Origin of the sequence: Cloacibacillus sp., from assembly GCF_020860125.1 — a bacterium.
Classification (GTDB): Bacteria; Synergistota; Synergistia; order Synergistales; family Synergistaceae; genus Cloacibacillus.
Genome location: NZ_JAJBUX010000018.1, coordinates 77,490 through 101,073 on the forward strand (window position 1 = coordinate 77,490; position 23,584 = coordinate 101,073).

A 23,584-nucleotide genomic window follows, 5' to 3' on the forward strand; every position below is an offset into this window, starting at 1 on the left:
CTCCTTTCGGCTAACTCAGGCAATGCCCGTGTTCCGGCATCAAATGGTCAAACATCTTTCTCTCTGCGTCTCTGTTTTTTGTGTCTCTTGCACGGCATTTCTCCCCTCTGTTTTCATTATTAAAGGAGGTGGCAGGCTGCATAGTGTTCCGAGCCGAGGTTTCTTAATTCTGGAGTCACCTCGGAGCAAACTTTTTTGGCGTAGCGGCAGCGTGTGCGAAACCGGCATCCTGACGGCGGATTGAGCGGACTTGGCACCTCGCCCTCAAGGATGATGTTTTTTTTCTCCGCCCGAGGATTGGGAATGGGGATCGAGGAGAGCAGAGCTATGGTGTATGGGTGCTGCGGGTTGTTGTATAGCTCGTCAGCGGTAGTTACCTCCATGAGGCTTCCAAGGTACATTACACCGACGCGGTTTGAGATATGCCGTACCATGGAGAGGTCGTGCGCGATGAAAAGATAGGTGAGGCCGATCTCCCGCTGCAGATCTTCCATCATATTCACGATCTGTGCCTGCACGGAAACATCGAGCGCCGATATCGGTTCGTCGCATATTATGAGTTCCGGCATTACCGACAGCGCTCTGGCGATCCCTATCCGCTGCCGCTGCCCGCCGGAAAATTCATGCGGATATCTGTTGGCGTGGTTTTTGCGCAGGCCGACCCTTTTGAGCAGCTCAAATATCCTTTCCTGACGTTCTTTACCTGAGGCGAGCTTATGGATGTCAAGCGGTTCGCCAATGATGTCGGCGACGGTCATTCGGGGGTTGAGCGAGGCGTAAGGGTCCTGGAATATCATCTGGATCTTCTTGCGGTAGGGCATAAAGGTTTTGGGAGAGAGCCTGGCGACGTCAATGCCGTCATAGTATATCTCGCCCGCCGTCGGTTCGTAGAGGCGCATGACGGTTCTGCCAACGGTGGTTTTTCCGCAGCCGGATTCTCCGACAAGACCCAGCGTCTCTCCCTTTCGGATGTAAAAGCTGACGTTGTCGACGGCCTTTATCTCTTGTACCTTTTTTGAGATCAGCCCTTCGTCTTTATAGAAATATTTTTTTAGGTTTCTAACGTCAAGAAGGATATTATCGTTCAACTGAACTAATGCCTCCTTTCATCTCGTTATAGCGGTCGCAGCACGGCGCATGTTTGTCAAGCAGCCAGCAGGCCGCTTTGTGTCCCTCTCCAACTTGATAGTATCCCGGGCGGTGGCTGGTGCATATATTCATGGAAAAACTGCATCTTGGTGAGAATGGACAGCCTTGAGGCGGATTCAGGAGGTCCGGCGGCGTCCCCGGTATTGGAATGAGTCTGTGGCGCGCGCCGGTGGCCACATTTGGTATCGACCTCAGCAGTCCCATCGTATACGGATGCGCGGGGTTAAAAAATACGTCGTCGGTTTTCCCCTCCTCCATGACCAAACCCGCGTACATGACGTCTATTCGGGTGCAGATATCCGCCACTACGCCGAGGTCGTGTGTGATCAGGATGGTAGAGGTTCCGGTATTTTGTCCAAGCTCCTTTATGAGCCGGATGATCTGTGCCTGTATCGTCACGTCAAGCGCCGTCGTAGGTTCGTCGGCGATAAGAAGCTCCGGACGGCAGGAGAGCGCCATCGCTATCATTGCCCGCTGCCGCATCCCACCTGAAAACTCATGCGGATAGCAGGCGGCACGCCTTTTGGAATCTGGGATGCCGACCATCTCCAGCATTTCGACGGCCTTTTCCGCGGCCTCCTTTTTTGTGAGGCGCTGATGCTGCAGCAGGGCCTCTTCGATCTGAAAGCCGACCCGCAGCACCGGATTCAACGAGGTCATGGGGTCTTGAAAGATCATCGCAATATTATTTCCGCGTATCTTTGTCATCTCATGCTCTGTTTTTTTCAGAAGATCTTCTCCTTTGAAGAGAATCTCTCCGTCTACGACCCTTCCGGGGTGCAGCAGCAGACGCATTATGGAAAGAGAGGTGACGCTTTTGCCGCTGCCTGACTCTCCGACGATACCTAGAGTCTCCCCGCTCTCTATATGAATGTCGATGCCCCGTATCGCCTTTACTTCGCCGAGATGAGTAAAGAAAGAGGTATGCAGATTGCGTATTTCAAGTACGTTTTTATTTTCAGCCATGTCTACAGCCTACTTTCTCAGCTTGGGGTCAAGCGCGTCTCTCAGTCCGTCGCCAAGCAGATTGAATGTGAGTATCGTAAGAGAGATTGCCGCCGCGGGGAATAGCAGCTGCTGCGGATAGGTGTACAGCCCCTCAAGAGCGTCGTTGCAAAGCGTTCCCCATGAGGCGATGGGAGCGGAGACGCCGAGTCCGACAAAACTCAGAAAAGCCTCGGTAAAAATCGCGTTGGGGATCATCATGGTTATGGTAACCATGATCGGCCCCATTATGTTTGGAAGCAGGTGGCGCAGAAGTATATACCTGGTCGGAGCGCCCAGTGATTTGGCCGCGAGGACGAACTCCTGCTTCTTCAGAGAAAGCACCTCTCCGCGTACCAGCCTTGCCATGCTTACCCAGTAGGTAAGTCCTATTGTCAGAATTATAGTGAAGAGTCCGCCGCTGTCGAAGAGGACGCGAAGCAGTATAACGTAGAGCAGAGTCGGTATCGTATTTATTATATCGACGACTCTCATCATCGCGTCATCTACCTTACCGCCGCAATAGCCGGAGACGCCGCCAAACAATACGCCTATAATGAAGCATACGATAGCCGTTGCAAAGCCGACTGCGAGCGATATGCGCGCGCCGTATACTATCCTGATGAAAATGTCTCTGCCGAGCGCGTCATTGCCAAAGATATGGCTCTTATTCCAAACGCGGAGCGAGGGCTCTACCTCTTTACCGTCCACAGTGACGATATATCTCTTCATGTTTTCAAATTTGTGTTCCTCCGCGGGTAAATCGACCTTTTCTCCGCGTTCGGCGGCCCTTCTCAACGAATAGAGTTTTTTCTTTGCGGCAAAGTATTGGCTGTAATCCACCTTAATATCCTTACCGTCGAGCACGAAGTTTTTCTGACGCGTCATGAGATTGTCGCCGGTGTTTTCCGCCATCTTTCCAAGCGTCCCGTCACGCGCCACCTGAAGGACATTGTAATCGTTCGTGATATAAAACGAGGCGCCCGTCCCGTCTATCTCATAGAGTTCGAGCCTGCAGGGAACGTTAGAGTATTCCAGGTTCTGGTCTGAATAGGTATACCTCCAAAAATATGGCAGGAATACCGCTGCGGCTGTCATGAGCACTATAAAGACTAGAGAGAACATCGCCGTCTTATTCTCTCGAAATCTTCTCCAGACATCCTGATAGAAAGTAAGGCTTTTGCGCTTGATATCCTCTGATTTTGTAAAGTCGTGCTCGGTTTCTTTCCACAGCTCTGTGTGGTTAAGATCAAGCCGTTCGTCTATATTTGCCATTGCAAGCCCTCCTCAGTCGAATTTGATCCTGGGGTCGATAAGAACGTAAAGGATATCGACCAGCAGAACCATCAGAACGAGGAGTACACCGTAAAATACAGTTACTCCAAGTATCAGAGAATAGTCGCGGTTAAGGATACTTGTTGTGAACAGACAGCCTATACCGGGTATGCCGAAGACCTTTTCGACGACGAACGAGCCGGTGACGATGCTTGCTACGCAGGGTCCCATATAAGTGGCTACCGGAATCAGCGCGTTGCGCAGCGCATGACGTGTCATTACGACAAAGCTCGTAAGTCCCTTCGCCTTAGCGGTGCGGATATAATCCTGCTGGAGCACTTCAAGCATCGAGGTGCGCGTGAGACGGGTTATGAAGGCAATCGAAAACGCGCCTATCGCAAAAGCCGGACCGATGTAATCCCTGAAGTTCTCCGCTCCGTAGGAGGGGACGATACCCAGTTTTTTATTGAAGACATAAAGATATATCGTCGCAACGACAAAACTTGGTATTGTCGTCCCCAGCGTCGCGAGCAGCATCAAGACTCTGTCCGATAGTCTGTTATGTCTGAGCGCCGCGTAGACTCCGAAAAATATACCGAAGCCGAGTATGAAGGCGACGGCAAGCAGCCCGATCTTTGCCGAGTATGGAAAGCCGCTCTCAATGATGGCGCGGGTAGTTACTCCTCTTTTATGATAAGAGACACCGAAATCTCCCTTGACGAAGTTGAACAGATATGTGAGATACTGAACTCCTAACGGCTTGTCAAGTCCGTACTTCGCCTCAAGCGCCGCCCGTGTCTCATCCGGCAGCCCGCGTGCGCTGGTAAAGGGACTTCCAGGCAGATTATGCATTATCAGAAATGTAATCGTAATAACGAACCAAATAGTAAGAACTGCGGATACAATGCGTTTTAGAGTATATTTCAGCATTTCTGCACATCCTTTGTTTTAACAGTATCGAATGTTCTTTGGGTACAGGGAGGCTGTTCCACTATATATGGAAAAGCCTTCTTCTTTCGCCATTCCTGAACATCTTCCATCTCCGCCGACAGAGATTTCACGGAGCTACTACAAAGAATACGTTAAATACGAGGTATACATTGAAATTCTGGTAATACCACTGGTACTTCTATGGATTAAGGTAAATATATCATGTATAAATATTCGCGTCAAGTAAATAAAAGTAAGGACTTATTGATAAAAAGGTGCAAATAAATTAATCATAGCCAAGAACTTTTGTAAAAAATCGTAAAAGCGTAAGAAAAAACCCAAATACCTTAAAGACGGCTGTAAAAAGCAGGTTTGTTTGCCGGAGAGTTGAGATATTATTTTCATAGATAGTTTGGCATGTAAGGTGCAGCTTTATGAAAGGAGCGGCATGATCATTTTATGGATCATGCCGCCATTGCCGGTTTTAGACCTTTGAACGTTTATCCAGTATATTAATTTTTCAGGTTCCAATACGGGTAGGGTATGTCGGTGATCAATTCAGGATGTTTCCTGCGCATCACCTCAGCGGTTTCAAGCAGATGCATCTTTAGCGTATCACCGGCATCGTTGGCGTTGTTTTCTTCAATAGCTTTAATAATTGCCCCATGGCGTGATTTGATGAGATCGATCCAGCCCTTTTCCATCAGCATATCAGGATGGACGAGGATGTTGTTGCGTTCAACAAGGCTGTTGATGCTTTCATTTAACCTTGAAAGGATCGGGTTGTGCGCGGATTCTGTCACCAGATGGTGCAACAGCGCCTCCCATTTCCCGTTCTGCGCCTGTTCCTTCGGCGTTATGTAGGGACAGGAGACAAAATTTTCATAACACTCGCGTAGTTTTCTGATGTCGTTCTCTGTTCGGCGCATCGCGGCGATCCTTGCTGCCGGCACTTCGATGATGAGACGCACCTCAAGCTGATATGAGACGAAATCAGCTGGGAGCATCTGCAAACTTTTCAGAGAGTCGAGCATCCCAAAGTTATCCAGGCTTTTTATAAATATACCCTGTCGTTCACGTACCTCAAGCGAACCTTCGGCCACCATTGAGATTACGGCCTCACGCAGGACGTTCCTGCTGACGTCGAGCATCTGAGCCAGTTCCCGTTCGGAGGGCAGCTTATCCCCCTCGTTGAAAGATCCCGATGATACCAGCTCTCGCAGTTTTTCCTGGACTATTTTTTTCTTGCTCTCCTTTTTCTCAAGAGGCATGCCGATTTTCATGAGATTTCCTCCAACGCGAAAGTTTTTTCATTAGTATTAGCGTTAATATAGCAAAGATCTCCAAAGAGAATAACACTAAGTAGTATAATACCAAATAACGGACCAGAGGCAATACCAGAAAATTTTGTGATTGGAGAATAATGATGGATCATCGCGGCAGGAGCCTTCTTGAGATACATGTTGCTGTCCTACTTTTTGGTCTGACCGGCCTCTTCGGCAAGTCCGTGGATATTCCGGCGAGATATATCGTACTGGGGCGCGTCTTTTTTGCCTCTTTGTCTATGGGGATCTATTTTCTCATTAAACGAAAGGACATCCGTTTAACATGTGGGGCCGATTATACCGCCATCTCCCTCCTTGGCGCGCTGCTGGCCTTTCACTGGACGGCCTTTTATACTTCGGTGCAGGTGTCGACGGTGGCGATCGCGCTGCTCACCTTTTCCGCCTATCCGATATTCGTCACCTTTCTTGAGCCGCTGATGTTCCGCGAGAGGCTGAAGAAGATCGACGTACTCTTCGCCTTTGTGATGTTCATGGGGGTGCTCCTCATCGTGCCCGAGTTCAACATAAAAAACAATCTGACTATCGGTCTGCTGTGGGGCATGGCGGGCAGCGTCAGCTTCGCGGTTATGTCTCTGCTGAACCGCCGTTTTGCCTCCAGTTACGACGGCAGCATGATCGCCTTTTACGAACAGGGGGTCGCGGCGCTGGTGCTGCTGCCGATGCTTCTCTTTTACCGTCCGGCGGTATCCGCGAAGGATTGGGGGCTTCTCATTCTGCTTGGCGTTCTATTTACTGGCGTCGCTCATTCGCTCTTTATCGGCGGAATGAAGCACGTGCGCGCGCAGACCGCGGGGATTATCGCGAGCCTTGAGTCGGTCTACGGCATAATTTCCGCGGCTCTGATCCTTGGCGAGATCCCCTCGCTGCGCGAGCTTGTCGGCGGCGCCGTCATACTCGGGACGGCGGCCTATTCCACTTTGAGGTCGTCAAAAGAGGGCTAGGCTATACCTGCCTTTCGTTCACTTATACCCGCTTATAAAATAGAACAAATATCCGATCTCTTCTTGACAATTACCCTGATTGTACTATAATTTTTATATAAAGTTCTGGTTGGTCCTCTGGTAATACCAATAAATAAAAACAGGTGATCTGATGTCGGTCAAGGGGATGATTTTCAACATAGCGCACTACGCGGTACACGACGGACCGGGGATACGCACGACGGTGTTCCTCAAAGGGTGTCCCGCGCGCTGTCTATGGTGCTGCAGTCCCCAGTCACAGAGCTTTGCGGCGGAACGCTCTCTGTCCGGCGCTAGGATATTTGGCCGGGAGCTCACGGCGGAGGAGCTCTTTGCCGAGGTGCGGCGCGACGCGCCCTTTTGGCGGCGTTCGGGCGGAGGGGTCACCCTTTCCGGCGGCGAGGTGATGGCCCAGCCTGATTTTGCCGCGGTCTTTCTTGACCTCTGCCGCGCCCATAATGTCCACACGGCGATCGAGAGCTGCCTGTTCGCCTCTTTGGAGACGGCGACGCGTATCGCGGAGAGGACGGACTTTATACAGTTTGATCTCAAGGCGATGGAGCCGTCGCTGCACAGGCGTCTCACCTTGCTGGGAAACGAAAATATTCTTGAAAACGCCGCGGCGCTCCTGCGGAGCGACAAACCCGTACTCGTGCGTTTTCCGCTGATACCGGGTCTCAATGATACGGAGGAAAATCTCCGCGCGACGGGCCTCTTTCTTGAAGGGGCGCGGGCGGGAGTATCCCTTGAGATATTACGCTATCACCGTATGGGAGTCGGCCTGTACGAGGAGCTTGGACGGCGCTATCCGCTGCCGGATGTCGAGCCTCCCACCGATTATGAATACGCCAGAGCAAAGGAAATTTTAAGCGATTATAAAATCAGGGTTTTATAGAAAAGGGAAGGATGAGCTGTAATGATTAGGGAAGAGGCCGCGAAACGAATAGCGGGAATGAAGGAACGCATGATCACAAATTGCCCTACGGAGCTTTTGCCGGAGCGGGCGCTGCTGGTCACCGAAGCATATAAACTCTACGCCGCGGAGCCGCCGGTGCTGAAACGGGCATACGCGCTGCGTCATATTCTGGAGAACATGACGCTTTTCATTGACGACGAAGAGCTCTTTGTCGGTCATAACTCGCCGAAGCCGCGTTCTCCTATCGCCTGTCCCGAGCTTGGCGCGCGCTGGATACTGGCCGACCTCGATAATTTTGCGACACGCCCCGCCGATTCGATCGGGATTACGGATGAGAATAAAAAGATTCTGCGCGAATGTCTTGAAGGCTGGCAGGAGGCCTCGCTTGACTCCGTGACCGCGGGCCTTGTCTCGGCGGAGGCCAGATCGGCGATAGCGGAGGCGATGATCACCGTCGGTGCGCAGGGGACGGCTCACGGCAATATCGCGGTGAATAACAAGAAGCTGCTGGAAAAGGGGCTTCGCGGCATTATCGATGAGATAGAGGCGAAACTGGCCTCATTTAAGCCGCGGTGTGCCGCCGACGGCAATAAGATCGACTTCTGGCGGGCAGCGAAGCTCTCGTGCGAGGCGGTGATCGCCTTTGCGCACCGTTATGCGGACGAAGCCCGGAGGCTGGCCGCGGAGTGTTCCGACCCGAAGCGCCGTGAGGAGTTGTACGAGATCGCGGCGGTGCTCAAGAGGGTGCCGGAGTTTCCCGCCGCGAACTTCCGCGAGGCGCTGCAGTCTGTCTGGCTGATCTATGTGGTCACGCAGATCGAGGCCGACCCGCACGCGATGCTGCTTGGGCGCTTCGACCAATATATGTATCCCTACTATAAAAAGGACGTCGAAGCGGGACGGCTGACCGACGATGAGGCCGTAGAGCTGCTGGCACATATCTGGATCAAGTGCACGGCGATCATCAAACTGATGGATTCGGTGACGACGCGGACCTTTGCCGGTTTCCCGCTCTTCCAGAATATAACTCTCGGCGGGCAGGGGCCGCGCGGTGAGGACGCCTGCAACGAGCTGACGGGGCTGATCATGGAGGCCGCCGCGGCCGCGCGGGTGCCGCAGCCGTCGCTTTCGTTCCGCTACCATAATAAGGTCGATCCCGACGCGCTGCTCAAAGCCTGTGAGACGATCAAGCTCGGGCTTGGTTATCCAGCCGTAATGAACGACAACTGCATCATTCCCAAGCATCTGATACGCGGCGCTACGCTCGAGGAGGCGCGGGGCTACTGCATGAACTGCGTGGAGTCCGACATCGAGGGGGCCTGCGACTCGCGTTCCAACGGCGGCTATGTTAATCTGCCGAAGGCATTCCTGCTCGCGCTGAACGACGGCGCGGACCCGGCGACTGGGCGGCAGGCCGGGCCGCATACGGGAAAGCTGGCGGACTTTAAGAACTTTGACGAGCTTATGGGGGCCTTTGAATCTCAGGTAGCCTATTTTGTCGAGCTCATCGTCCGCGCCTACGACCTCATCGACGGCGCGCACGCCACGCACGCCCCGGAGCCGTTTACCTCGGCGCTGCTCGACGACTGCATTGAAACTGGGCTCACCCGCCAGGAGGGCGGCGTGCGCTATAACTTCTCCGGCATCTTCGGCGTCGGCCTCGCCTCGGCCGCCGACGCGATGTCCGCCGTGCGAAAGGTGATCTTCGACGATGGCAGCGCCTCGCCGGAGGCGCTGCTGGATGCGCTCGGAAATGATTTTTCCGGCGCGGCGGAGCTGAAAAAACTCTGCGAGGCGGCGCCGAAGTTCGGCAACGACGACGATTACGCCGACCTCCTCGCACGCGACGCCTCGCACATCTTCTGCAAAGAGGTGGTGCAGTATCCCTGCATGCGCGGCGGCTTCTACATACCAGAGCTACATTCCGTCTCCACGCACGTCTACTTTGGCGAACTGACGGGCGCCACGCCTGACGGACGCCCGGCGGCGACGCCGTTCTCCGACGGAGCCTCGCCGGTGGGCGGCCGCGACCGGAACGGTCCCACCGCCACCGTCTGTTCGATGAGCAAGATCGACCATATGGAGGTTTTGCAGGGCGTGCTCTATAATCAGAAATTCTCGCCCTCGGTGCTCTCCGCGCCCAATTCGGCGGCGCTGCTTGCCGACTATGTCCGCGCCTGGTGCGACCTCGGCGGACACCATATACAGTTCAACATCGTCTCCTCGGATGACCTGAAGGAGGCGCAGCAGCAGCCCGACGACTACCGCGATCTTATCGTCCGCGTCGCCGGCTACAGCGCCTACTTCGCGGAGCTCAACGAGAACACGCAGAATGAAATTATCGCCCGTACCGAATATGAAGAGATGAATTAAGGGGGAACGAAAGATGGAGAAACAGTATAACTATCTTGAACGAGTCAACAGGCTGAAAGAGAAGGTATTCGATACATATCCCGAAATAGACCTTGAGGACGCGAAGCTGCTGACACAGAGCTTCCTTGAGACCCAGGGTGAGGCTCTGGTCACGCGCAAAGCCAAGGCATTCCTCAAACAGTGCCAGGAAAAGAGCGTCAAGATCTGGGACGACGAGCTGATCGTCGGCAACGCGGGCAGCAAAATCCGCGGCGGCATCCTCTCCGCCGACGTCTGCTGGTCCGTCCTCGACCGCGAGCTCGAGACCATCAACACCCGCGAATACGATAAGTTCAGGCTGCTGCCTGAAGACAAAAAGGACTTCGAAGAGATCATCCGCCCCTACTGGAAGGGCCGTTCCAACTACGAAGAGTGGCTCGCGCGCATCCCCGCCGACGTGGCGGCGCTGCGCGACAACGGCGCTCTCTACATTGACAAAAAGGCTGTGCGCGGCTGGGGCGAAGTCACCGCCGGCTACGAATGGTTCATCAGCAACGGCGTCGAAGGTCTGCGCAAAAAGATACTCGCGCGCAAATCGGAGCTTGATGCGACAGTCCCCGGAGACTACGAGAAAGAGATATACCTTGATGCGCTGCTAATCGTCTGCGAGGGCATGGAGACCCTCGCGGAGCGCTACGCTATCGAGGCTGAACGCCTGGCGGCGCTGGAAGGCGACGGGCGGCGCAAAGCGGAGCTGCGCGAAATAGCGGCCGTCTGCCGTCAGGTCCCCGCCTATCCCGCGCGCACCTTCCGCGAGGCGATGCAGTCCTTCTACTTCTACCAGATATGCATCTTCATGGAACAAAACACCGCCGCCTACAACCCGGGGCGTATGGACCAGTACCTCTATCCCTACTACAAAGCCGACCTCGAGGCGGGACGCATCACCGCCGAAGAGGCGCAGGAGCTCTTCGACTGCCTCTGGGTCAAATTCTCCGAACCCTGCCTCTTCCAGGACGCCAAATCCGCGGAATACGCCTCCGGCTACCCGATGTTCCAGAACCTCTGCGCGGGCGGTGTGGACAGCATGGGGCGCGACGCGGTAAACGACCTCTCATACATGATAATCCAGGCGACTATGGATACCCAGCTTTACCAGCCCTCACTCTCCGTGCGCTACAACATGGCGAAAAACCCCAACTCCTTCCTGCGTAAAATAGTCGAGCTGATGGCGATGGGCACCGGTTTCCCCGCCTTCCACAACGACGAAGTCGGCATCCGCATGCTCATGAACAAGGGTATCCCCCTGCGCGAGGCGCTCAACTGGAACCCCGGCGGCTGCGTCGAGACCAACCTCGCGGGCAAAATACGCGGCTACTCGGCGCTCGCCGACATCAACCTCGGCAGCATTATGGAATTCGTCATGCTCAACGGCAAATGCCGCAAAAGCGGCAAACTCGCGGGAGCGCGGACGGGAGACCCCACGACCTTCACTGCCTTCGACGACTTCATGGCGGCAGTTAAAAACCAGCTCCATTACGTCATAAAAGTCGTCGTCAAGGCGAGCCACATCATCGACGACATCTGCATGGGCCGCCCCGTGCCGGCCCTCTCCGTCAGCTTTGAAGAATGCATCGAAAACGCCAAAGACTACGCCTGGGGCGGCGCCAAATACAACACCGGCAACGGCATAATCTGCATAGGCGTCTCTGACCTCATCAACAGCGTCGCCGCCGTCAAACACCTCGTCTACGACACAAAAAGCGTCACCATGAAACAGCTCCTCGCGGCCCTCGCCTCCGACTTCACGGACGCTCCGGAAATACTGAAAGCCTGCCAGGAGGCCCCCAAATACGGCAACGACGATCCCTACGTAGACGGCCTCGCTGCGGAACTCTTCTCCTACATCGCCGACGAGATAGAAAGCTACCGCAGCAAATTCGGCGTCATGACCCCCGGCATCCTGCCCGTCTCCGGCAACACCCCCTTCGGCGTGGAAGTGGGTGCCCTGCCCTCCGGCCGCCGCGCGGGAAAACCGCTCGCCGACGGCGTCAGCCCCAACGGCGGCACCGACGTCAACGGCCCGACCGCGGTACTCAAATCCGTCGCCAACATCCCGCATGACCGCTTCGTACAGGGCACGCTGCTCAACATGAAACTCGACCCGCAGATGGTCAACAACGAAAACGGCATCCGTCAGATCATGGCGCTGCTAAAAAGCCTCTGCACCCTCGGCGTCTACCACGTCCAATTCAACGTCGTCGATCAGAAAAAACTCCTTGAGGCCCAGGCCCATCCCGAAGAATACCGCAACCTGCTAGTGCGTGTCGCGGGCTACACCGCCTTCTTCGTAGAACTCGGCAAAGAGGTGCAGGACGACATCATTGCGCGCACCGTACAGAGCGAAAACGTCGTCTCCTGCGGCTGATATGGAAAACCGCGGCGAAACAATCGGCTCCGTCCTGCGCATAGAAAAAAGCTCCATCCACGACGGAGACGGCTTGAGGACCGTCCTCTTCCTCAAAGGCTGCCCGCTGCGCTGCCTCTGGTGCTCCACGCCGGAGTCGCAGCGCATGGCGCCCGAACGCGGCCTCTCGCGTGAAAAATGCCTACGCTGCGGGCGCTGCGTGGAACAATGCCCGCAGGGGGCGCTCTCCATGAGAGAGGACGGCATAAACTTTGAGCGGAGCAGATGCGCGGGCTGTCTCAAATGCGCCTCCGTATGCCCCTCATCGGCCGTCGTGCCCTACGGCAAAAAAATGACGGCGGCGGAGGCGGTGCGCGAAATCGCGAAAGACGAAATATTCTACTTCCACTCCGGAGGCGGACTCACCGTAAGCGGGGGAGAGCCCCTCGACCAGAGTGGCTTCGTCCGCGAAGTACTTGCCGGCTGCTGCGAGCGCGGTATCGACTGCGCCATCGAAAGCAGCTTCTTCGCGCCGTGGGAGAAAATAGAGCCGCTGCTGCCATATATCAGCCTGCTCCATGTGGACATAAAACATCCCGACGCGGAAAAACACAAAAAACTCATCGGCGTCGACAACGGCCTGATCCTCGAAAACATCAGAAGGGCCGACGGCGCGCCCCATAACTTCGGCCTTGTAATACGCACGCCGCTCATACCGGGGATAAACGACGGCGACGAAGATATCGTGAAACTCGCGGAGATCGTGAAGGGATTAAAAAGGCTACGTTTCATGGAATTTCTCGCCTACCACCGCCTGGGGACGGAGACCTACAAAAGGCTCGGCCTCGACTATCCGCTGGCTGAGATAAAGACGCCGGACGCCGCCTATATGCGGCACAAGGCGGCGGTTTTCAAAAAAGCCGCCGGCGTGACCGTGAAGATTAACGGCAGCATATTTGAATAAAAAAGAGGCCCGCCTAAGAGTGTAAAAGGCGGGTCTCTTTTTATGTCATATTTTAGCCTTGCGTTACTTTCTGTCCATCCGCAGCCTTTCGATGAAGCGCGCGATTCGCGCCATCGCCTCTTTTAGCTCCTCGATGGAATAGGCGTATGAGATTCTCACATATTTGTCGCCGCAGGCGCCGAAGGCCGAGCCGGGGACGACCGCGACATTCTCCGACTCCAGCAGCTTGGTGCAGAACTCCTCGGAGCCCATGCCGAACTCGGAGATGTCGGGGAATACATAGAAGGCGCCGAATGGTTCAAAGCAGGGCAGCCTCATCTCTCTGAAGGCCTCCATGAGGAAGCGGCGGCGCTGGTTATAAGACTCTACCATGGTGCAGATATCCTTGTCTCCATTCTTGAGCGCAGATATCGCGGCGTACTGGCTCATCGTAGGCGCGGACATGATGCCGAACTGGTGCACCTTCAGCATATATTCTATTATTCCCGCGGGGCCGCAGGCAAAGCCGAGACGCCAGCCCGTCATCGCGTATGACTTGGAGAATCCGTTGATGACGATCGTGCGCTCGAGCATCCCCGGAAGCGAGGCGATGCTCACATGACGGTCCCTGTATGAAAGCTCGCTGTATATCTCGTCGGAGATGACGAGCAGGTCGTGCTTGACGATGATCGGCACAAGTTTTTCAAGGTCCTCGCGCTCCATTATCGCCCCCGTCGGGTTGTTGGGGTAGGATATGAGCAGTGCCTTTGTCTTCGGCGTGATCGCCGCCTCAAGCTGTTCTGGCTGGAGGCGGAACTCCGTCTCCGCCGTCAGTTCTATCGGAACGGGAACGCCGTCGGATAGCAGAACGCAGGGTTCGTATGAGACGAAGCAGGGCTCCGGGTAGATCACCTCGTCGCCTGGGTTCAGGATCGCGCGCAGGGCGATGTCGATGGCCTCGCTGCCGCCGACCGTCAGCACTATCTCATGCTTGGGGTCGTACGTAAGTCCGTACTTGCGCTTCATGAAGCGCGCTATCTCCTCGCGGAGCTCGATAAGCCCCGAGTTGGAGGTATAGAAGGTGCGTCCCTTGTGCAGCGAGTAGATGCCCTCTTCGCGGATATGCCAGGGAGTGTCGAAATCCGGTTCTCCGACGCCGAGCGAGATGACGTCCGGTATCTCGTTGGCGATGTCGAAAAGGCGGCGTATGCCTGACGGCTTTATCTTCTTTATCTTGTTGCAGATGAAATCTCTCACGGCGTCACCACCATCCTCATATCTTTTTTCGGGGCCGTCAGCAGTATCCCGTGATCCTTATAACGCACGAGCACGATATGGGTCGCAGTGCTCTGCACCTCTTCGATGACCGCGAGGCGTGACGATACGAAGTTTGCGATCTCCTTCATAGTCGCCTTTTTGAGGATCACCGAGAAGTCGTAGCCGCCCGACATGAGGTAGAGGGACTCCACCTCGGGGTACTGGTATATCTTCTCGGCGATGCGGTCGAAGCCCTCGCCGCGCTGCGGCGTGACCTTGAGCTCGATCAAGGCCGAGATCTTTTCGTCGTCCGTTTTGTCCCAGTCGACAAGCGCGTGGTAGCCGCAGATGGTGCGCTCTTTTTCCATTATCTCGATCTCGTTTTTGACCTCCGGCACGTCCATGCCCAGCATAACGGCGATATCCTTCGCCGTATATCTGGCGTTTTTCTCAAGAAGCCGAAGTATCTCTTCCCTCTGCTTACTGTCCATACTGAAAATCCTCCGAAAAATAAATTTTATCTAAAAAAGGCGCGTTTGCCGGCGCTGTTTTTCTTTACCGTCTTACCACCGGCTAGCCAGTCCGGTAAAAAATTCTCACGCATAAGGAAGACTTTGTTTTTTGATCTCCAAACCGCGCAATATAAGAGATAATTTTGCGTCTTTTATTAAAAAGAGTCAAGCGCGAATTTTAAAAAACTTACGGCTCCGCCGTCAGCGCTGCGGGGAGCGCCGCGGCGGCGAATTTACCGTATAGTATCGCCCGTGTTGATCGGCGAAAAAATAGGCGGGAGAGGATGTCCTCTCCCGCCTCGATTTACTCTGGTTACATTATCGGGTAGGTTCCGGGGCCGAGCGGAATATTAAACATATACCACACTACGATCTGGATGCCGAATACCAGCAGATAGGCCAGAGAGTAGGGCATTGTGAGAGAGAGAACGGTCCCGATGCCGACGCTTTGTGTATTGCCCTTTGGACGGTATTGCTCCATGAGCCCGATGACGACGGGCAGATAATAGGAGAGCGGCGATATAATGTTCGTCGACGAGTCGCCGATACGATAGGCCATCTGTGTTAGGGCGGGGCTGAAGCCCACGACCGCGAACATCGGCACGAATATGGGCGCGAGGATGAGCCATTTCGCGGAGCCGCTGATCATGAAGAGGTTCACGAAGCAGGAGAGCAGGATGAACATGAGCAGCAGCGGAATGCCGCCGAGGTTCATCGCTTTGAGCGCCTCAGCGCCCTTGACCGCAAGGATGGTGGTCAGGTTGCTCTGCGCGAAGAGGCTGACGAACATTGAGGCCGGCAGGACGACGACGAAGAAGCTCAAGCCGCCGGCAAGTCCCTGCTGCATCATCTTCGGTATTTCGCCCATGTTCTTTATCGTCTTAGCTCCGTAGGCGTAGGCGATGCCTGAGAAGAAGAAGAAAAAGAACAGCAGCGGGATGAGACTGCTCAGCAGCGGGGAAGAGGGAACGATAGTGTCTGTCTTCGGATCTCTGAAGAACGAGCCGGAGGGGATCGTCATCACAAGCAGCAGGATTACGAGGACGACCGCAGTGTACATCGCCCATCTGAGCCCTCTGTTTTCATCTTTTGTTACGCGGTGCTGCTCAAGTTCCGAGGCGTCGAGCGGTCCGGCTGTGTCGCCGAGCACCTTGACGGTGTATTTTTCCGTTACGAAAGTCGTCGCCGCTGTGAGCAGGAAGGTCGCAAAGATGAGGAAGTACCAGTTGATGAGTACGTTGGTGGGCGCGTCAAGCCCCGCGCTCTTCGCCACCGATTCGGTGATGCCGGCGAGCAGCGCGTCGGTTCCGGCGACGAAAAAGTTTGCCGTAAAGCCGCCGCAGCCCGCCGCGAAGCCAGTTATGACGCCGACCCAGGGGTTGCGTCCAAGCGCCTTGAACACCGCTCCGCCTATCGCGGGGGTGAAGATTATTCCCGCGTCTGAGGCGAGGTTAGCGTTGATGCCGACGAGGGCCAGTGTCGCGGATACGGCCCACGAGGGAGCGCCGAGTATCGCCTTGCGCATAAAGGCGGAGATGAGTCCGCTCTGCTCAAGCAGGCCGATGCCAAGCGTCATGACCATAATCAGGCCCAGCGGAGCGAAGTTTACGTATGTTTTGACAAATCCGGCGAGGAAGAGTCTCATCTCCTCATAGCTCATGAGGTTGATGACGTTTACGGTCGTCATCTTTCCGGCGGCCCCGGCTCTTCCGGCGGCCATGTAGGTGACCGATACGCCGGCCTTTGAACAGATACTTGAGAGCACGATGATGATGACCGTCAGATAGACGAAAAGCCAGAACGGATGAGGCAGCTTATTTCCCACAATCTCTACCCAGTGTATGAATTTGTCAAATCCGCTGGTACTAGACTTCTTAGGGATATTTTTATCCATCTTGTTCCCTCCTATAATATGATAAATTATTAATTAAGAAATAGTCCCAAAGATATTATAACCTAACAATTAAGACTATTCAATAATTATATACATTGTATATATACTGATGATATTGTTAATATGGGAAAATACCTATAGTTAGGCATTTCAAATATAGATGTATCCGTCATTATGACAAAACCCTCCGCAGCCTTGTGCCAGGGCAGAGGGCTTTGTCATCGCCGTTTGACGTCCCCGGTTCGCCGTCAGGAGTTGAGCCGCAGCGCGCTCTTATACAGGAGTTCCAGCGCTATCGGCATCGCCGCCTCGTCGAAATCAAAACGGTTATTGTGGTGTCCCGCCGCCGTCGTCGCGCCGACGCCGATGTAGGTCGCTAGGCCTCCCTGTTCCTGTACACGCCTCATAAACCAGCAGGCGTCGTCGCTGCCGGCCATTGCGCGCGACGGCTCGGTATCTGTGACGCCGGCTATCGCAGCGGCCTCCGCCGCGATGACGGAGGCGAGCTCCGCGTCACTGTTCGTCGTGATCGTTTCGCCCTGTTTGGTGATGCTCACGTCGACGTCGTACATCTTCGCCGCTCCGTAAATAACGTCCTTAGCGTGGCTGTATATGTAGGCGGCAAGCTCCGAGGTCTCTCCGCGCGTCTCTATTTTCATCGTCGCGTTGGGGGGGACTACGTTGCGTCCCTCTCCGGCGTTGAGGACGCCGACGTTGACGCGCGTGGCCCCGCCTGAATGAGGCGCGATCGCGTGCATATTGAGCGCCGCCGAGGCTGCTGCGAGCAGCGCGTTTTTGCCGCGCTCCGGCTCTCCTCCAGCGTGCGCGCCCACGCCGCGGAAGTAGGCGTCGAATTTTGTGGAGCAGAGGAAGCCGCCGGTGCCGCCGAAGATCGTTCCCGTGGGCTTTCCGAGGCCGAGATGCATCGCAATGAAATAGTCGGCGCCGTCGGCTATGCCTGCCATCGACATCGCGTAGCCGCCGCGCACGCCCTCCTCGGCGGGCTGGAAGATCAGTCTGATGCGTCCGCGGAGTCGGCCCTTGTTCTCTTGCAGCATCTGCGCGAGCGCAAGGCCGATCGCCGTATGGCCGTCATGTCCGCAGGCGTGCATCCTCCCCGGATTCACCGAAGCAAAGCCGAGCCTCGCCGGGGTGTGCCGCTGGTCCTTCGCCTCTTCGGTGTCTACGCAGTCAATATCGAAACGGAATACGGTGAACGGTCCCTTTTTGCCGCTGTCAAGATCAGCGTATAGTCCCGTGTAGTCGCCGATGTGCGACATCGTCTTTTCATTGGCGCCCTGGGCGGCGGCACGCGCCTTTTCCGCCTTTTTGTCTATGGTATATCCCATCACCTCGTCGGGGTTGATAAAGTCTTTCGCGAAACTTATCTTCCACCCAAGTTCTTTGAGGATGTCGGCGACGATTGCCGTAGTCCTGAATTCGGCCCAGCCGGTCTCGGGAAATTTATGGAAGTCACGCCGGCGGCGTGTCATCTCCTCTATTATATCCTGCGGTATCGCCATTATTTTTCTCCCAGCCTTTTGAGCGTCGTGACGGCCGCGGCGCAGATGTAACGGACGCCATAACTCAGCGCCTTCAAATCAGGGAGGAATTTGTCGTTGTGGAGCGCCGGCATATCCTCCGGCTGAACCCCCTGCGGACGGCAGCCGAGCATGGCGAACAGCGCGGGGCGCTTTTGCGCGTAGAAAGAGAAATCTTCTCCGATCGGTGGTATTGGCATCTCCGGCGCGAGCCCCTGCTCTCCGAAGACGGCCGCCGCCGCCTCGCGCGCGATCTCCGCGACCTCCGGCGCGTTGATCACAGAGGGATATCCCTTGACGTAGTCGACCGCCGCCGACGCCCCGTAGGCCTCGGCGGCGCCCTTTGCCGCCTGCTCTATCCACTTTGGCATCATCTCTCGCACGCTGGGGTTGAAGGTGCGCACCGTGCCGTCGAGAACGGCCTCTTCCGCGATGATGTTATATTTTGTGCCGCCGTTCATCGTACCGATGGAGACGACGGCGCTTTCGCGCGGCGGAACGCGGCGGGAGACGATACCCTGGAGCGCCACGAGTACCGCGGCTGCGGCGAGGTTCGCGTCAATGCCCTCGTCCGGGATCGCCCCGTGCGAGGCTTTGCCAGAGACCTTTATCGTCAGGTGGTCCGAAGCGGCGCTTACAGCGCCGGGCTGAATGGCGATCTCGCCGGTGGGCAGGGCGGGCCAGAGGTGCATGCCGAGGACCGCGTCGACCCTGGGGCTGTCGAGAACGCCATCTTCGATCATCCCCTGAGCGCCGCCGCGCGGCGTCTTTTCCTCCGCGGGCTGGAAGATAAAGCGTACGCTGCCGGGAAGCTCTTCCTTCATTTCGCAGAGGACCGCCGCCGCGGAAAGCAGCATCGCGGTATGTCCGTCATGGCCGCAGGCGTGCATCACGCCGGGGTTACGCGAGGCATAATCCACAGCTGTTTTTTCCGTTATGCTCAAGGCGTCCATATCGGCGCGGAGCGCCACCACCGGACCCGGCAGGCCGCCGCGAAGCAGCGCCGAGACTCCGTAGCCGCCGACGCCGGTCTTTACTTCGTCAAGCGGCAGCTTTTTCAGCCTCTCCGCAACGAAAGCCGCTGTTTCCCGCTCTTCATAGCTTATCTCCGGATGCATGTGCAGGTGCTTATAGTTTTCGATTGTTTCCGGCCTGTATTGCTCTTCAAATTTTACGATTTTATCGTACATAGGCGGCACCTCTTTCTTAAAAAATAGCTATGCCAGCGCGGCGGCCCATTCGTCCTCTTTGAATCCGACCAGCGCTCTGTCCGGCAGGACGGCGAGCGGCCGTTTGACCAGCATCCCGTCCGCGGCGAGCAGCGTTATCTGTTCGTCTTCGGAGAGCTCCGGCAGCTTTTTGCTGAGGCCAAGCGCCTTGTAGGAGTTGCCGCTGGTGTTGAAAAATTTCTTCAGCGACTGCCCCGAAAGCTTCCACCATGCTTTTATCTCATCGGCGGTGGGGTTCTCAGTCTTAATATTGCGCTCTGTATATTCGACCTTGTGCTCCTTGAGCCAGTCCCTGGCTCTCTGACATGTTGTTCACTGTGGGTAACAGAGTAAAAGCATAGACGATCATCTCCAATTATTCGTAATATTTAAATTATAATATGATTTCGCTGTTTTTCTTCAATCTATCCGCCGCGTTTCGTAGGTGAAATTACCGAAGTGCCGCGACGGAGAAAAAAAGAGGCCCCCATACGGGAGCCTCAGGATGTTTGCCGCTCAGAGCTTATTTATTTGAGGGATTCCAGCTTCTCTGTCGCCCTGTCAAGGAAGGGGTCTGAGAAATATTCGATGTTTCCCGCGTCGCAGAGCGCCGCGAGTTCCGGCGAAAGCGGTATCTCGCCGAGAAAATCTATGCCGTATTTCGCCGCCGTCTCGGAGGTCTTTCCCTCTCCGAAGAGCTTTATCTTTTTGCCGCAGTCGGGACATATGATGTAGCTCATATTTTCGATGATGCCGAGGATGGGGATATCCATCTCCTTCGCCATGCGCAGCGCCTTTTCCACAATCATTGAGACGAGCTCCTGCGGCGAGGTGACGATGACGATTCCGTCCACCGGCAGTGACTGAAAGACGGTGAGCGGAACGTCGCCGGTTCCCGGAGGCATATCGACGAAGAGATAATCCTCATAGCTCCAGATGACGTCGCTCCAAAACTGTTTCACGACGCCGGCGATTGCCGGGCCGCGCCAGATGACCGGCGTCGCCTTGTCCTCGACGAGAAGGTTCACCGAGATCATGTCGACGCCGCCCTTTGACTGCTGCGGCAGTATCCCCGATTCGTTGGCGGTGGCGAGCGTCTCCACGCCGAACATCTTTGGTATAGAGGGTCCGGTGATATCGGCGTCAAGTATGCCGCACTGGCGGCCCCTCTTCTGCATCGCGGAGGCCAGAAGCGAGGTGACGAGCGACTTGCCGACGCCGCCCTTGCCGCTGACGATGCCGATAACCTTCCGCACATTGCTCAGCGGGTTAGCCGGCACGCTGAAATCGGGTTTTTTCGCCTCTTCACACCTCTGCTGACAGCTGCCGCAGTCGTGTGAACAGCTTTCCTGAGTCATATTGCGCATCTCCTTTAGATTTTTTGGAATGGCGGCCTGTTTTTTCACCATGTCCGGCCGCCTTGTTTTCTCTTGAATATTAGTGATAAACGAGAAAAATGTCAAATATAGTCAGAGACCGAGACGGCAGAAATATAACCAGCTCAGAAAACGTAAATATCCGTGCCGCATTAAGGGCGGCACGGATATTTGCGGTGCTGTGCGAGCCGCCCCTGAATGAAGGGGCGGCGGTTATTTTTTACTTACCACGCCTTTTTCTGGAAACCGCCGGCAGTACCGCGAGGCTGATAAGCGACAACAGCCCGAGTCCCGCGCTGCAGCCGCCGGAGCCGCCGCTGTGGCCGGGCTCCGCTGCCGCCGTAGTTTTTATGATCGCTACGGGGTCCGCCACGATGCCGGCGGCTTTGTTGAGGTCGTAATCGCCGTTGTCTTTGACGAATACGACGAGGTCATATTCTTTGCCCGCCTCGATCGTATGTGTCACCTCATCGGCGCCGCCGGTGAGGATCGTGAAACGCCTGTCCCCGAATGCCGCGGGGTCTGATGCGTATTCGAACCATTCGCCGCTCTTCGAGGGGGAATCGAGGTATTTCAGGATTCGTGCCTTCGCGGGATCGGATATGCCGAACTCTTCGCCCGTGACCTTGAAGGCTACCGCAACGGTGCCGCCCTCTGTAATCTTTGTTGTGAATATTGGCAGCGGCAGCACGGCGGAGAGTCTCTCTCCATCCTTCATGATTTTGCCCGCCGCCTCTTTCGCGGCGTCCGCTTTAATGGCCGCGCCGCCAGTTTTGTTGATCTCAACGTCGGCGCTGGTGATGGAGGCCAGCTTTTCGGAGGCTTTGACGACAGCCGCCGTTTTTTCCTCTTCGGTGGCCTCTTCCTTAACGGTGGTGATCTCCGCCGCCGCCGCCGTTACCTCGGGATTTGTGCCTCCCGGCAGATGCGGTTTTTCCGTGACGCTGATGTCTGTGGGGCTGTCATTGGCGCAGACTGTGACTATGCAGGAGGCGCTTAGTTCGCCATTCTCGCTCTTCACCGTTATTGTAGCCGTACCCTCCGCGACCGCCGTCACTTCGCCGTATTCGTCAACTGTGGCGACCGCAGTGTTGCCGCTATCCCAGGTGACCTTTTTGTCTGTCGCGTTAGCCGGTATTATCGTTGCCGTGATGGTCTTCTTTTCGCCTATTTTTAGCGCCAGCGTCTTGCTGTCGAGGGATATTTCGACCGCGGGAATTTCCTTCATTTCTACGTCGGTATTCTCGCTTTCTCCCTCTCCGACGGCCCTGTCCGCAGTTCCTTTCAGCCAAGTGGAAGCATCAATTTTAGCCGACTCGTTCCCGCCAAAACCATTGGCGCTGTATCCTACGAGGCCTCCGGCCTTCGCGGCCGATACCGTCCCTTCATTTGCGCAGTTAAGGATGTGCCCGCCGAAGCTCTGTCCGGCGATGCCGCCGGCGTAGCTTTCATCGCCTCCTGATGCCGCCGTCTCGCCGCTGTTTATACAGCCCTTTAGTTCTTGAAAGCCTCTGTGAACGTAGCCCGCGATACCGCCGGCATAGTTGGACGTACTGCCTTCGGCGGAGACGGTTCCTTCGTTGACGCAGCTCTCCGTCGCCCTGCTGTTGGAGAAATAATATCCCAGTATGCCGCCGGCATAGCCTGTTGCGGCGTCTTTTACCAAAACATCGCCTTTATTCGTGCAGTCTTTCTGCCATCCAGATTCGGAGCTGTATCCGGTTATTCCGCCCACATATGCGGTGTGGCCGCCCGCCGCGGTAATATTGCCGTTATTGGCGCAGCCGCTCACGGTGCCGTAGTTTTCCGCCGCGACGCCGCCGACAGCAAAATAGTCCGGCATTGCGGGATTGTCGGAGACGTCGATATCGCCGCTCACAGTCAGGTTGATAACGCTGCCGCCGCGGCTGCCGACGACGCCGAAGAAACCGGCGGCCTTATTGTTCATCGTACCATAAACTGTGGAGACTATCTTGTATCCGCTGACCGTGTGCCCGTTACCGTCAAATTTTCCCTCGAACTGGTTGAAGGAGATTCCTATAGGAGTCCATTCGGCCGGTTTTCCAGAGGCATCTGACAGGTTGATGTCCGCTGTTAGCTTTGCCTTGATTTTTGTATTGCCGTTGTTGACCTCGTCGCGGAACCATCCAAGGTCGGCGCCGGAGGCTAGAAGGTAGGTGTCACCGTCCAGATTGGGTATTTCAGCCGCGAGTGCGGCTGATGACGGCAGCAGGGTGGCTGCCGTTAATAATAACAATGCCGTTAAAAGGTAAAATATCCTATATTTGCCCGTGGACCAAATAGTTCGCCGCCTGCCGTTTGTCGCGATCGATTCTCTGTTTCTCATTTCTTTGCTCTCCTTTTTTTCTGCAATGACATTAGTTTCCTCTTTGCAATCCAATATAAATTAACCTACTGTAATGATAATTACGGTAGGTTAAGGCCGTTTGCCGTTTATGGTTAAAAAGCCGCTACAAAATTGTGAAGGTATAGATAAAAAGGATACGCCGCTGAAAATCCGCCGGTGCGATGGCC

17 protein-coding genes and 1 pseudogene are annotated in these 23,584 nt (G+C 55.4%); 5 read left to right on the forward strand and 13 right to left on the reverse strand.

The genetic code is table 11. The features are described from left to right. Positions 1–119: 119 nt before the first annotated feature. From LIO98_RS02540 to LIO98_RS02560, 5 genes are all read right to left on the reverse strand, one after another. Entirely contained in the window at positions 120–1,088 is a 969-nt protein-coding gene (locus tag LIO98_RS02540) for a dipeptide ABC transporter ATP-binding protein (protein ID WP_291953015.1), read from the reverse strand. Beyond that, positions 1,078–2,115, reverse strand: coding sequence for an ABC transporter ATP-binding protein (locus tag LIO98_RS02545; RefSeq protein ID WP_291953017.1), 1,038 nt, complete (start codon positions 2,113–2,115; stop codon positions 1,078–1,080). The genes LIO98_RS02540 and LIO98_RS02545 overlap by 11 nt, the downstream gene beginning before the upstream one ends. A 9-nt stretch (positions 2,116–2,124) precedes the next feature. Continuing rightward, entirely contained in the window at positions 2,125–3,408 is a 1,284-nt protein-coding gene (locus tag LIO98_RS02550) for an ABC transporter permease (protein WP_291953019.1), read from the reverse strand. A 12-nt stretch (positions 3,409–3,420) separates the two neighbouring features. Next, entirely contained in the window at positions 3,421–4,338 is a 918-nt protein-coding gene (locus LIO98_RS02555; RefSeq protein ID WP_291953021.1) for an ABC transporter permease, read from the reverse strand. A gap of 512 nt (positions 4,339–4,850) precedes the next feature. Continuing rightward, on the reverse strand, positions 4,851–5,621 hold the full coding sequence (locus tag LIO98_RS02560) for a GntR family transcriptional regulator (protein ID WP_291953024.1): 771 nt from the start codon (positions 5,619–5,621) through the stop codon (positions 4,851–4,853). Positions 5,622–5,761: 140 nt separating this feature from the next. Here LIO98_RS02560 and LIO98_RS02565 point away from each other — a divergent pair, with 140 nt between their 5' ends. The 5 genes from LIO98_RS02565 to LIO98_RS02585 all read left to right on the forward strand — a co-directional run bounded on the left by LIO98_RS02565 (position 5,762) and on the right by LIO98_RS02585 (position 13,282). Then, positions 5,762–6,625: a DMT family transporter gene (locus LIO98_RS02565; protein WP_291953026.1), complete on the forward strand. Its 864-nt coding sequence runs from the start codon at positions 5,762–5,764 to the stop codon at positions 6,623–6,625. Between the two features lie 151 nt (positions 6,626–6,776). Continuing rightward, entirely contained in the window at positions 6,777–7,538 is a 762-nt protein-coding gene (locus LIO98_RS02570) for a glycyl-radical enzyme activating protein (RefSeq protein ID WP_291953028.1), read from the forward strand. A 21-nt stretch (positions 7,539–7,559) separates the two neighbouring features. Continuing rightward, positions 7,560–9,932: a formate C-acetyltransferase/glycerol dehydratase family glycyl radical enzyme gene (locus tag LIO98_RS02575; RefSeq protein WP_291953031.1), complete on the forward strand. Its 2,373-nt coding sequence runs from the start codon at positions 7,560–7,562 to the stop codon at positions 9,930–9,932. Between the two features lie 13 nt (positions 9,933–9,945). Further along, complete coding sequence (locus LIO98_RS02580) at positions 9,946–12,339, forward strand: pyruvate formate lyase family protein (protein WP_291953033.1); 2,394 nt, start codon at positions 9,946–9,948, stop codon at positions 12,337–12,339. Position 12,340: 1 nt separating this feature from the next. Then, positions 12,341–13,282, forward strand: coding sequence for a glycyl-radical enzyme activating protein (locus tag LIO98_RS02585; protein ID WP_291953035.1), 942 nt, complete (start codon positions 12,341–12,343; stop codon positions 13,280–13,282). 63 nt (positions 13,283–13,345) lie between these two features. Here LIO98_RS02585 and LIO98_RS02590 read toward each other — a convergent pair whose 3' ends face one another. The 8 genes and pseudogenes from LIO98_RS02590 to LIO98_RS02625 form a co-directional block, all read right to left on the reverse strand. After that, positions 13,346–14,518: an aminotransferase class I/II-fold pyridoxal phosphate-dependent enzyme gene (locus LIO98_RS02590; protein ID WP_291953037.1), complete on the reverse strand. Its 1,173-nt coding sequence runs from the start codon at positions 14,516–14,518 to the stop codon at positions 13,346–13,348. Further along, positions 14,515–15,009: an Lrp/AsnC family transcriptional regulator gene (locus LIO98_RS02595; protein WP_291953038.1), complete on the reverse strand. Its 495-nt coding sequence runs from the start codon at positions 15,007–15,009 to the stop codon at positions 14,515–14,517. The genes LIO98_RS02590 and LIO98_RS02595 overlap by 4 nt, the downstream gene beginning before the upstream one ends. A 334-nt stretch (positions 15,010–15,343) precedes the next feature. After that, positions 15,344–16,924 carry an AbgT family transporter gene (locus tag LIO98_RS02600; protein WP_291953040.1) on the reverse strand — a complete coding sequence of 527 codons (1,581 nt, stop codon included), beginning with the start codon at positions 16,922–16,924 and terminating at the stop codon, positions 15,344–15,346. A gap of 248 nt (positions 16,925–17,172) precedes the next feature. Next, positions 17,173–18,447 (reverse strand): amidohydrolase, encoded by a 1,275-nt coding sequence (locus LIO98_RS02605; protein WP_291953044.1) that lies wholly within the window; start codon positions 18,445–18,447, stop codon positions 17,173–17,175. Then, positions 18,447–19,655: an amidohydrolase gene (locus LIO98_RS02610; protein WP_291953046.1), complete on the reverse strand. Its 1,209-nt coding sequence runs from the start codon at positions 19,653–19,655 to the stop codon at positions 18,447–18,449. Before LIO98_RS02610 ends, LIO98_RS02605 begins: the two co-directional genes overlap by 1 nt. Before the next feature lie 27 nt (positions 19,656–19,682). Then, positions 19,683–19,994 (reverse strand): annotated as a pseudogene (locus LIO98_RS02615) (Spx/MgsR family RNA polymerase-binding regulatory protein); the annotation flags it as partial. A gap of 206 nt (positions 19,995–20,200) precedes the next feature. Further along, on the reverse strand, positions 20,201–21,031 hold the full coding sequence (locus LIO98_RS02620; protein ID WP_291953048.1) for an Mrp/NBP35 family ATP-binding protein: 831 nt from the start codon (positions 21,029–21,031) through the stop codon (positions 20,201–20,203). Positions 21,032–21,269: 238 nt separating this feature from the next. Continuing rightward, complete coding sequence (locus tag LIO98_RS02625) at positions 21,270–23,396, reverse strand: Ig-like domain-containing protein (protein WP_291953050.1); 2,127 nt, start codon at positions 23,394–23,396, stop codon at positions 21,270–21,272. Positions 23,397–23,584: the final 188 nt, after the last annotated feature.